The sequence below is a fragment of the Shewanella sp. MR-4 genome (genome assembly GCF_000014685.1).
In the GTDB taxonomy this organism is placed as follows: domain Bacteria; phylum Pseudomonadota; class Gammaproteobacteria; order Enterobacterales; family Shewanellaceae; genus Shewanella.
Genome location: NC_008321.1, coordinates 698200 through 710308 on the forward strand (window position 1 = coordinate 698200; position 12109 = coordinate 710308).

Below are 12109 nucleotides of genomic sequence, written 5' to 3' on the forward strand. Positions count from 1 at the left end.
ATAGTGTAAACGGGGGGCTTTGCCCCTCGTTTACTTTTGTTTTATTTCGACTCTGGAGGGTATCAATGGCTGTTGCTGCCAACAAACGCTCTGTCATGACACTGTTTTCAGGTGCTGATGATCTGTATAGCCATCAAGTCCGTATCGTGTTAGCTGAGAAAGGGGTTACTGTTGATGTTTTACAGGTCGACCCAAACGAAATGCCTGAAGATTTACTTGAAGTAAATCCTTATAACTCAGTGCCAACCTTGTTAGATCGTGAACTCGTTCTCTATGAATCACGTATCATCATGGAATACTTGGATGAGCGTTTCCCTCATCCACCGTTGATGCCTGTTTACCCAGTATCTCGCGGCCAAAGCCGTTTGATGATGCACCGCATCGATACTGACTGGTACTCGCTCGTCGACCGTATTCGCAAAGGCGATCGCGCCGAAGCGGCCCGTAAAGAGCTGACTGAAAGTTTACTTTCAATCTCACCTGTATTTGGTGAAGTTCCTTACTTTATGAGCGAAGAATTCGGTTTAGCGGATTGTTACCTCGGCCCATTATTATGGCGTTTACCTGTATTAGGTATCGAGTTAGACAGCCGCGTAGCGAAAGACATCAAAGCCTACATGACACGTATTTTCGAGCGTGAATCATTTAAAGCTTCGTTGACTGAAGCCGAACGCGAAATGCGCATGGGAATGTAATGAAAGCGTTGACTCCAAATCGTCCTTATTTACTCAGGGCTTACTACGATTGGTTGATGGACAACCAATTAACGCCTCACGTTGTCGTGGATGCCTTTGTGAAAGGCACTCAAGTACCGCAGCAATACGTGAAGGATGGCCAGATTGTATTAAATATCGCGGCCGGCGCAGTGGGCAATTTGCAAATTGGTAATGAATTTGTGGAGTTCAATGCGCGTTTCGGTGGTGTACCTCAGCAGGTACTATTACCAATGGCTTCGATTGTAGCCATTTACGCCCGTGAAAATGGCGCAGGAACTGTCTTCGATATTGAAGATGCGTACTTAGTCGAAGAGGAAGCCGAATCGACTTTGTCCGTTATCGAGACAAACGAGAAGCCAACCGAACCAACGGATGAGCCTCCTAAGCGCCGCAGTCATTTAACTTTGGTTAAGTAAGTTAATTGCGCCCTGTTCTATACTATTGAAAGCCAGTCTGCCGACTGGCTTTTTTATTGCCATAAAGGCTTAATCCGCGAGGTGGGCTGTGGTAGCATTTGCGCCGCATTTCATTCATGGATTGCATCGACTACCATTTGAGCTAATGGATTTTGTATGTTGCTAATGATCGACAATTACGACTCTTTCACCTTTAACTTAGTGCAGTATTTTCAGCAGTTAGGGCAAGAGATTGTGGTTAAACGCAATGATGAAATCAGCTTAGCGGAAATCGAGGCGCTGGCACCGAGCCATTTAGTCATCTCTCCCGGGCCTTGTTCGCCCAATGAAGCGGGGATTTCCCTCGCGGCGATTGAGCATTTTGCCACTCGTTTACCTATCCTGGGTGTGTGTTTAGGGCATCAAGCCATGGCGCAGGTGTTTGGTGCTAAGGTTGTGCGAGCGCAGCGAGTGATGCATGGCAAAGTCAGTGCGATTGGCCATACAGGCGAGCGCTTATTCAAAGGGTTAAATCAACCATTAACTGTAACACGCTACCATTCATTGTTGGTCGATGCTGTCCCTGAGGGATTTGTGTTAGATGCTTGGTTTGACGACCCAACCCATGGACGCGAAATTATGGCCATGAGTCATAAGCAGCTGCCACTCTTTGGTGTGCAATTTCACCCCGAGTCAATTTTGACCGAGCAAGGCCATGAATTGTTGGCAAACTTCTTGTCTCAATCTGCTCTTACTTGCGGTCATAAGAGCAGCTCGTCATTTGAGTAGAATAACTACACTTCATTCCTCGTTTCGCGAGCACATGCTTGTCAGAACGAACAAAATTTAATCTCGAAACGTCAACACGCCCTAAGCTTTGTTACAAGATTTCTCCCCCTTTTAAGCAAATATGTCGCCTAAGTGTGATATAACTGCCGCAAAACTACGCCTGCCCACGCACTTATGGAGTCAACTCTAGGGTGTGTCTAGGGCCGCGATAACAATAAAAGGAAGGATAAATGAACAGCGTAATGCGAAATTTGGGTTTAAGTGCGTTAGCCGTTGCGGTATTGACGAGTTGCGCCGCCACCTCAACTGAAACGGCGACTCCCGCGACCACTCCACAGGTTTATCAAGTTCCCTTAGCTCAGCCTCCCCAAGTTTCACAACCCCTTACGCTGAATCAAATTATGGCGAACCCCGATTGGATGGGAATTTTCGCTAAGGAAGCCTACTGGAGCGATGACAGCCAGAGCGTTTTCTTTGCCCGTCAACCTAGCGCATCGCCGCTACGGAATTATTATCAGCAGGGCATTAATGACAGCCGCGCCGTTGAACTGGCCATCGATAAGCTACACGCGGCGGACCAACAGTTTGGCGTGTTAGACAGTGCTAAGGCCAACAAGGCCTATCTCTATCAAGGCAATATTTTTGTTAAGCATTTTAGCTCAGGCAAAATCACCCAGCTTACCCGTCAGCGCACTGCCATCAGTGGCCTGCGTTACCTGAACAATGGCGATATCGCCTATTGGCAAGGGGATAATGTTTTCCAAATCCATCAAGACAGTGGATTAGTGGAGCAGCTGGCTGAAATCAAAATGGCGAAAGCGCCCGAGGGCGTGAAAGAGCCAAGCAGCTACTTAGCCAAGCAGCAGCACAGACTCATCCAATATGTGGCGTTGCAGCAAGAAAATGCTAAAGCCAAAGAACAGTTTAAGAACGAGCTGCAAAAGAGCGATCCAACCCTCGCCGCTAACACTTGGTATCTAGGGGATGCCGAGGTGGTGTCTGAGTTGAGTCTGTCGCCAGATGGTCGCTATCTGTTTGTGGCCCTAACCGATAAAAACTACACTGGCAGCAGTGAACACGACATCATGCCAAACTACCTTGGCAGCGAAGGTTATATCGATCCTGTGCCCGTGCGCGCCCGTGTTGCAGAAGATACGCCGCCTGGCCAACGCTTTGTGGTACTCGATCTCAATGAGCACAAACAGATTGATGTGACTATCGAAGGTCTAACCGGCTTCGATGAGGACGTTTTAGCTAAGGTTAAGAGTGAAAATGCTAAGGCAAAAGGTGAGTCGTATCAAAGTACAAAGGCTCCTCGTAAAATCCAGTTGATGCAGGATTGGGGCTGGACTCAAAGCGCGATTCAATGGCATGAGTCTGAGAACAAGCTGGCGGTGATGGTCGAAGCGACCGATAACAAAGACCGCTGGATTGCCAGCGTCGATCTGGCAAAGGGCAAGTTTATCACCGAGCATCGCCTGCATGATGATGCCTGGGTGAACTACGACTATAACCAATTTGGCTGGTTACCTGGTACGGACACTCTGTACTATCTCTCTGAAGAAACAGGCTATTCCCAGCTTTATATCAAGGCTCGTGGCGAAAAGCCTCGCGCTTTGACTCAAGGTAAGTTTGTGGTGAGCGATATTACTCTCTCGCCCGATGCAAACTACATCTACTACAAGGCTAACCAAAGTCACCCAGGTATTTACAACGTTCACCGTGTGAATATCGCCTCGGGCAAAAATGAGCAATTAACCCAGTGGGACGGTAACTTAGATTACAGCTTAAGCCCCGATGGCACTAAGTTGCTGCTGAATGCGTCTCGCCGTACAGCGCCGAATGAGCTGTATGTTCAACCGATTGGCGGTGAGTTAAAACAGCTCACGTCATACACCAGCGATGCGTTTAAGCAATATCCATGGCAAGCGCCCGAAGTAGTAGCCGTACCTTCTAATCATGGCGCTGGCCAAGTGTATGCGCGGGTTTATTTGCCGCAGGATTACGACAAATCCCGCGCCGAGAAATACCCCGCCGTTATCTTCAACCATGGTGCGGGCTACTTACAGAATGCCGATTATGGTTTCAGTGGTTACTTCCGTGAGTTTATGTTCCACAACCTACTGACTCAACAAGGTTATGTGGTGATGGACATGGATTACCGTGGTTCCAAAGGCTATGGCCGCGACTGGCGCACGGCGATTTATCGCAATATGGGTCACCCTGAAGTTGAAGACTTAAAAGACGGTGTAACTTGGATGGGCCAAAATGCCAACGTGGATATTAAACGCGTCGGTACCTATGGCGGTTCTTACGGCGGCTTCTTAACCTTTATGTCCTTGTTTACTGAGCCTGAATTATTCCAAGCAGGCGCGGCACTGCGCCCTGTGGCGGATTGGGCGCATTACAACGCGCCATACACCTCCAACATTTTAAATACACCGGATGTTGACCCTATCGCCTACGAGCGTAGCTCGCCCATCGAGCATGCCCAAGGTCTGACTAAGCCGCTACTGATCATGAGTGGCGTGATGGATGACAACGTGTTCTTCCAAGATAGCGTGCGCATGGTGCAGCACCTTATCGAGCTGGAAAAACCTATGTTCGAAACCGCGATTTATCCGGTAGAGCCCCATGGTTTCCGTCAGCCATCGAGCTGGTTGGACGAATATCGCCGTATTTATAAGCTGTTTGAACAAGAGCTTAAGTAAATATCGTGACAATATGAAGGCCTCAATATGAGGCCTTTTTGTTGTGTGGATTTCAGCGTCTGTGAATCCAATCTGGACTGTAAAATAGTAAGCGGTTTGCTTATTGCCAAGATTTAACCTATATGCTGAAATTGTCATGTTTTTAACGATTTTAGCGTATGCGCGCCACTTAGCACGGGCGAGATAGGAAAGATAAACTGTGGCGATATCGGTAGCGGGCGGCGTTAGACCCGGCAAAATTATAGAGATAGAACATAGGCTCTATCAGCAACTTATTCTCGGTAAGCAAAAAGCCGGTCCTACCTTATTGGATGATTTAGACCGAGAGCTTGAAGCCGATGCTAATAAGCTCGATGTCGAGCGAGAGGCGATTCTGTCGCGGCTACTCAAACAAATTCAGGCCCGTGAAGTCTTTGAGGCCATCTCAAATCAACTCACCGAAACAGTCAATAATGCCATTGAGCATCAACTGGCATCCCCAGAGTTAGTGCTGGCAAAGTCGGAGATTAACGAGTCACAGATCCTGTTGCTCGAGCTTTTGCTGGCCAAAAACCTAGATGCGACGCGGTTAAGACCTTTAATCAGTAATTTGAGCTGGTTATGCCGCGATTTAACCAATATGGTCAATAGCCCGGCATTTCGGGCACGGCGTCCGCAAAGTTCCGATGTGCGCGTTACTGATATCAAATTAGTGATGAATTACATTGGCATCGAAAACCTGCGCACCATTATTCCTTATTTTTGCCTGCGTAATTGGCTGCCCAGTGGCAACGCTAAGTTGCTCTGGACCACCCGCAAGCTGTGGCGCTACAGCATCGTTAGCGGCATTGCAGCGAATGCATTAGCGCAGCTTCATAATACTGACTCAGCCTTAGTTTATAGTGGTGCATTAATGAATCAGTTAGGCACCTCGGTTGTGCTTAGCTTGAGTGCGCGTTTATTTGATAAAACTTGGGGCAATTGGATCCGCGAGGCCAGCTCGAGTCGCGATAAAGAAGTGTATGATGCGGTGATTGCCACTGAGTTTCCGGCCAAGGCGGTATTTGAGCAAGTGCTGGCTCACGGGCACAAACTCAATTGGCAGCTATTAGAGTTACTGAAATTTGAGCATAGCCCCTTAACCCTGTTGTTAAAGGAGCTAGACCAAACCTTAACTTACCGCGAACTCTCTATGCCAGCCGCCATAGTGGCACGGGCGAATTGTTATGCTAAGGTGCTGTTGCTCGAGGAGATGCGCCAAATCGAGCCGCAGGAAAAACGCTTAATGTTCGATTATTACGAGCTGAGCGAACAGGAAGTGCTGCGCCTAAAAGCACAGAATTATCGGAAGTTGGATCTGCTGTGATCTGCACGCCGTTCCCATCGGTGTCCTATTGCGGCACTGATGTGGAGGACGGGAAATGCCAAGCTGGCAAGCATCTGTATTAAATACTATTTTATCCTATGTGGCACGGCCATCCATCAGCCGTGGTAAAGCCAAGCTCCCCCTAAATCAAGTGAGACAACGCTTATTAGAGCTGGATAAGCGCTGGTTGCCGTGGCCCGAAAAACTCGTTACGGCCTCGATTACCTTACAACATTCTACCCTGTTGCATTATGTGCTGCTGAATGACACGCCGCGTTTGGGCAACCTGTTTTACATTCGTGGCGGCGGATTTTGTTTTAAAACTCCCCATGCCCACGCAAGACTGGTGGCCGATATCAGTGAACGTTGTCGCCTCGATACGTTTATCCCAGATTATCGTTTAGCGCCGGAGCATCCGTATCCCGCGCCCTGTGACGATGTGCTCGAGGCTTATCTGCACTTAATTGAGTTGAAAGGCAGCGATAATCTGGTGTTGATGGGCGATTCTGCCGGCGGCAATTTAGCCTTGAGTCTGTTGCTCGAACTGAAAAAGCGCCATCTGCCTATGCCTAAAGCCTGTGTGTTGTTGTCACCCGCACTCGATTTAGCCATTACCGGCGATACCGAGCTGATTTTAGGGGCGGACGATCCGTTCTTTACCATTGAGTCGCTTTTGCGGCTGCGCGGCGCTTATCTTGCCGGGGCGAATCCTATGTCTGAACGGGTTTCACCTTTACAGGGGAACTTGGCTGACTTGCCGCCACTCTTAGTGATTGCCGGTACGCGCGAGTTGCTTTTACAAGATTCAGAACGACTGGTTATGCAAATTAAGGCCTGTGGTGGTGCGGTAGAATCGCGTTTTTATCACAACATGCCCCATGTTTTTCCCCTGTTCCATCTGTTGCCAGAAGCGATTGAGGCGAGGGAACAAATTGCAGATTTTGTGCTTTCACAGCTGATTCGTTAAAATTGTGTAGTTATTCATATTCAGTGAATAGCTAGCAAAAATAGGGGTAAATAACTTTTTTTCTGACTAAATATGCTAAAGGCCTCTGGCGTAAACGCTTGCATAGTTCTTAAACTACAATCTTTATGCACTTTGACCCAAAGCATGGCGAATGTTGTTTGTGAAAAACTGGTATTTTGATCACAATTTCGCTAATAATGGCTATTAATAGACACAAGCATACCCTGTATCACTAACTCAAGATAAAGATACGTTGGGGACTCAGACGGCTCCCGAGGCCGTTACATTTAAACAAAGGATGAAGAAGAATGAGCGTTGATATGAAGTTGAATCGTGCCCAGTTTGATGCGGTTATGGTGCCTAACTATGCGCCAGCTGCCGTAATTCCTGTACGTGGCGAAGGAAGCCGAGTATGGGATCAAGAGGGTAACGAGTTTATCGATTTTGCCGGCGGTATCGCGGTAAATTGCTTAGGTCACTGTCATCCAGCCTTAGTGAATGCCTTAAAAACGCAAGGCGAAAAATTATGGCACCTGTCTAACGTGATGACCAACGAGCCGGCGCTTGAGCTTGCGACTAAGTTGGTTAACAGCACGTTTGCTGAGCGTGTGTATTTTGCTAACTCTGGTGCCGAAGCCAACGAAGCGGCACTGAAATTAGCTCGTCGTTATGCCTTAGAAAAATTCGGCGTAGAGAAAGATGAAATCATCGCCTTCGATAAAGCCTTCCACGGTCGTACTTTCTTCACCGTGAGCGTTGGCGGTCAAGCGGCCTATTCAGATGGTTTTGGTCCAAAACCACAAAGCATCACCCACTTACCTTATAACGATGTTGCGGCATTAGAAGCGGCCGTATCGGATAAAACCTGCGCCATTATGCTTGAGCCACTGCAGGGTGAGGGCGGTATTATTGATGCCGATCCTGCATTCTTAAAAGCGGTTCGCGAACTGGCCAACAAGCACAACGCACTGGTGATTTTCGACGAAGTACAAACCGGTGTAGGCCGTACTGGTGAACTCTACGCTTACATGGGCACCGACATAGTACCGGATATCCTGACCACGGCTAAAGCGCTGGGCGGCGGTTTCCCTATCGCAGCTATGCTGACGACCGCAGAAATCGCTGAGCACCTGAAAGTGGGTACTCACGGTTCAACCTACGGTGGTAACCCATTAGCTTGTGCTATCGGTAACGCGGTATTAGACGTGGTTAACACACCAGAAGTCTTGAACGGTGTGAAACATCGCGAGCAGTTGTTACGCGATGGTCTGAACAAAATTAATGAAAAATATCATGTTTTCTCTGAAATTCGCGGTAAAGGCTTGCTGTTAGGGGCGGTTCTAAACGAACAGTACCAAGGTCGTTCACGTGACTTTTTAGTAGCGTCTGTTGCTGAAGGCTTAATGAGCCTGATGGCGGGTGCTAACGTGGTACGTTTTGCTCCTTCACTGGTGATCCCTGAGGCAGATATTGCAGAAGGCCTAGCACGTTTTGAGCGTGCTGTGGCGAGCATCGCTGCTGCCTAAGCGACCAAAGGAGTGCTGAATCTTATTCGCACTCCTTTTTTGTCAGGGAATACTTGCGTGCATCCATCCTGTCTTTTTCAAGATAGGCGCCTTGTTGCACAGCAAGCTTAAGTGAGGAGACACTAAGATGTTAATCATACGTCCTATTCAGGCAGGCGATTTTGAATCTCTATATCAAATCGCCGAAGAATCTGGCCATGGCTTTACCTCGTTGCCAGTCAATGCCGATTTGCTAAGGCATAAAATTGCCCGCGCAGAAGCCTCATTCGTTAAGGTGATTGATAAGCCCTTCGATGAAGGCTATTTGATGGTGCTCGAGGATACCGCGACCCGTGAAGTGGTCGGTACCTGTGCCATTGAAGCCGCCGTGGGTATGGAAGATGCCTTCTACCACTACCGCCTCGGGACTGAGGTCTATCATTCTGAGCAAATCGAAGTTCGCAACGAGGTGGAAACCTTAACCCTGTGCCACGATTACACTGGCGCCGCCGAGCTTTGTACCCTGTTTTTGCGTGAAGGTTATCGCAAAGGGAACAATGGCCGGATGTTGTCCCGCAGCCGTTTTCTGTTTTTGGCGCAGCACGCTAAACGCTTTGGTGAGACAGTGATTGCCGAAATGCGTGGCGTGAGCGATTCCGATGGCAATTCTCCCTTCTACTGCTGGTTGCAGAAAAACTTCTTAGGCATTGATTTTATTCAGGCAGATTACCTGTCGGGTCTTGGCAAAAAAGCCTTTATGGCGGAGATGATGCCCCGCAACCCAGTGTATGTTTGCTTGCTGCCCGAAGAAGCGCAAAAAGTAATTGGCGAAGTGCACACCAATACGCGCCCTGCCTTGAGTCTGTTGCAGGCGGAAGGCTTTAGATGCCGTGGTTATGTGGATATTTTCGATGGGGGTCCAACGGTGGAGTGCCGTCTCACGGATATCCGCGCCGTGCGAGAGAGCCGTCTGCTGACCGTAGATATTGGTGAAATGCCTGAATCCGATAAGCAATTTATTGTCTCTAACACTCAATTAGCCAATTACCGTGCGACCTCCGCTTGTCTTGCTGTCGATGACAAAACTGAGCAGGTGGTAATTAGTCCAGAACTCGCCGAGGGTTTGTTACTCGCAAAAGGCGATCAAATCCGTATTTTGGCAATGTAGGAATAGCAAATGACACATTTTATTAAAGGCCAGTGGCAAGCTGGCAAGGGTCATGATATGACCTCTAGCAACCCAGCAAATAGCGAAATCATTTGGCGCGGCCAAACGGCGACGGCTGAGCAAGTCAATGCCGCCGTCGATGCCGCCCGTGAAGCTCAGTTCGATTGGTTTATGTTAGGTTTTGATGCGCGTTTAAAGATAGTCGAAGCCTATCGCAGTCAACTCGAAGCGAACAAAGCCGAATTAGCCGAAACGATCGCTCAAGAAACCGGTAAACCTCAATGGGAAACGGCAACTGAAGTCGCTGCCATGATTGGTAAGATTGGCCTGTCGGCCACAGCTTACAACAAGCGTACCGGCACTGAGGCCAATGACACGCCAGCAGGGCGTGCAGTACTGCGCCATAAGCCGCACGGTGTGGTTGCTGTGTTTGGGCCTTATAACTTCCCAGGGCATTTACCCAATGGTCATATAGTGCCAGCGCTGCTTGCGGGCAATACCGTGGTGTTTAAGCCCTCAGAATTGACCCCAAAAGTGGCCGAGTTAATGGTTTCTCTGTGGGAAAAGGCGGGTCTGCCTGCGGGTGTTATCAACTTAGTGCAAGGTGAAGTCGATACGGGTAAGGCGCTGGCGTCGCACCCACAACTCGACGGCCTGTTCTTTACCGGTAGCTCTCGCACTGGTCACCTGTTGCATCAGCAATATGCGGGTCATCCGGGTAAGATCCTCGCCTTAGAAATGGGCGGTAATAACCCGCTGATTATTAAAGGCGTCGCCGATATTAAAGCGGCGGTGCACGATATTCTGCAATCGGCTTATATATCTTCTGGCCAGCGTTGTACCTGTGCCCGCAGGCTCTATGTTGAGCAAGGCGAGCAGGGCGATGCCTTAGTCGCCAAGCTGGTTGAAGCAGTGAAGCAGATTAAAGTCGGTCCTTGGAACGCGCAGCCACAGCCATTTATGGGCTCAATGATTTCCGAAGGTGCAGCGAAAGGTATGGTCGCGGCGCAGGCTAACTTGCAGAACTTAGGCGGAGTGTCGCTGGTTGAACTCACTCATTTGCAGGCGGGAACGGGCTTAGTCTCACCCGGACTTATCGATGTGACTGCGGTGAGCGAGTTACCCGATGAGGAATACTTCGGACCATTGCTGCAATTAGTGCGCTACAACGATTTTGATCAGGCGATTAAGCTTGCTAACCAAACCCGTTATGGTTTGTCTGCGGGTATCTTGGCCGATAGTCGTGATGATTATGAGTATTTCCTCGCCCGCATTCGTGCGGGGATTGTGAACTGGAACAAGCAGATCACTGGTGCTTCAGGTGCTGCGCCCTTTGGTGGTGTAGGCGCTTCAGGTAACCACAGGGCGAGTGCATTTTATGCCGCTGATTACTGTGCTTACCCCGTTGCCTCCGTTGAGGCGGATGCGGTGAGCTTACCCGCAAGTTTAAGCCCAGGATTAAGTTTAGAATGACATCATTGAGGAAGAACCTAGGTTCTTCCTTTTTCATCACAAGCAGTAACGTTACTTGGGCTGCTACTGAGCGCCGTTGTGCAGCAAGTGGCTAGGGTCGTTACATTGAGTGCGAGCGGCAAAACAATACGCACTATAGTCGCAGCACAATAAAAGGAGTTTTTATGCACACAGATATCAATGCGTTATTTGCCGCCCTCTGGCAAGACTATATTCAAATGACCCCATCTGCGGCCAAGGTGCACGAGCTACTCGGTCACGGCAAGCCAATTATCAACGACCATATCGCCCTGCGTACTTTTAACATCGCTAAGGTGAATTTAGCCGTATTGGCCGAGCACTTTACCTCTTTAGGTTATGTGGCTTGTGGTGATTATAAGTTTGAACAGAAAAAGCTGGTGGCTAAGCATTTTGAGCACCCAGATGCGACTCAACCTAAGGTGTTTATTTCTGAGTTATTGGTGGAAGAATTTAGCCCATCACTGCAAAGCACCATCCAAGGCTTAATTGCCCAAGTGGATGAGCAAGCGACGAAAGCGGATAACTTTATTTATTCGGGTCGCCATTGGTCACTGGATGCTAAGACCTATGAGACGCTGCTCGAAGAGAGCGAATATGCGGCTTGGGTGGCGGCCTTTGGCTACCGGGCTAATCATTTTACAGTCTCTATCAATCACCTCGAGGGCTTCGAGACATTAGAGTCTGTAAACGATGCGCTTAAGCAAGCGGGCTTTGTGCTGAATAGTTCAGGTGGCGAAATCAAAGGTTCGCCAGAGGTGTTACTGGAACAATCATCGACCATGGCCGATAAAATCGCCGTAGAATTTAGCGATGCAACGGTTGAGATCCCAAGCTGTTTCTATGAATTTGCCCTGCGTTACCCCAAGGCGAATGGCGAGCTGTACACTGGGTTCGTGGCCGCATCAGCCGATAAGATTTTTGAGAGTACCAACGCGAAAAAGGCCTAATGAATTAAGGCGGTTGCTGACTCATCTGAAACAAAAACGCCATCGTTCGATGGCGTTTTCTATTGGCGGCTC

At 48.9% G+C, this 12109-nt stretch carries 10 protein-coding genes; all 10 read left to right on the forward strand.

Annotation, left to right across the window (positions count from 1 at the left end):
* Positions 1-65 precede the first annotated feature (65 nt).
* The 10 genes from sspA (at position 66) to SHEWMR4_RS03220 (ending at position 12037) form a co-directional block, all read left to right on the forward strand.
* Positions 66-695: a stringent starvation protein SspA gene (gene sspA / locus SHEWMR4_RS03175; protein WP_011621405.1), complete on the forward strand. Its 630-nt coding sequence runs from the start codon at positions 66-68 to the stop codon at positions 693-695.
* Positions 695-1132, forward strand: a complete 438-nt coding sequence (locus SHEWMR4_RS03180; protein WP_011621406.1) for a ClpXP protease specificity-enhancing factor — start codon at positions 695-697, stop codon at positions 1130-1132. The genes sspA and SHEWMR4_RS03180 overlap by 1 nt, the downstream gene beginning before the upstream one ends.
* A 156-nt stretch (positions 1133-1288) precedes the next feature.
* Entirely contained in the window at positions 1289-1900 is a 612-nt protein-coding gene (locus tag SHEWMR4_RS03185; RefSeq protein WP_011621407.1) for an anthranilate synthase component II, read from the forward strand.
* Between the two features lie 230 nt (positions 1901-2130).
* Positions 2131-4611: a S9 family peptidase gene (locus SHEWMR4_RS03190; protein WP_011621408.1), complete on the forward strand. Its 2481-nt coding sequence runs from the start codon at positions 2131-2133 to the stop codon at positions 4609-4611.
* Between the two features lie 199 nt (positions 4612-4810).
* Positions 4811-5956: an HDOD domain-containing protein gene (locus SHEWMR4_RS03195; RefSeq protein ID WP_011621409.1), complete on the forward strand. Its 1146-nt coding sequence runs from the start codon at positions 4811-4813 to the stop codon at positions 5954-5956.
* Between the two features lie 55 nt (positions 5957-6011).
* The gene (locus SHEWMR4_RS03200) at positions 6012-6923 is read left to right on the forward strand and encodes an alpha/beta hydrolase (RefSeq protein WP_011621410.1); all 912 of its coding nucleotides are present in this window, start codon (positions 6012-6014) and stop codon (positions 6921-6923) included.
* Between the two features lie 308 nt (positions 6924-7231).
* Positions 7232-8449 (forward strand): aspartate aminotransferase family protein, encoded by a 1218-nt coding sequence (locus tag SHEWMR4_RS03205; RefSeq protein WP_011621411.1) that lies wholly within the window; start codon positions 7232-7234, stop codon positions 8447-8449.
* 127 nt (positions 8450-8576) lie between these two features.
* On the forward strand, positions 8577-9596 hold the full coding sequence (gene astA / locus SHEWMR4_RS03210; RefSeq protein WP_011621412.1) for an arginine N-succinyltransferase: 1020 nt from the start codon (positions 8577-8579) through the stop codon (positions 9594-9596).
* 9 nt (positions 9597-9605) lie between these two features.
* The gene (astD, locus tag SHEWMR4_RS03215; protein WP_011621413.1) at positions 9606-11069 is read left to right on the forward strand and encodes a succinylglutamate-semialdehyde dehydrogenase; all 1464 of its coding nucleotides are present in this window, start codon (positions 9606-9608) and stop codon (positions 11067-11069) included.
* A gap of 164 nt (positions 11070-11233) precedes the next feature.
* On the forward strand, positions 11234-12037 hold the full coding sequence (locus SHEWMR4_RS03220; RefSeq protein ID WP_011621414.1) for a DUF1338 domain-containing protein: 804 nt from the start codon (positions 11234-11236) through the stop codon (positions 12035-12037).
* Positions 12038-12109: the final 72 nt, after the last annotated feature.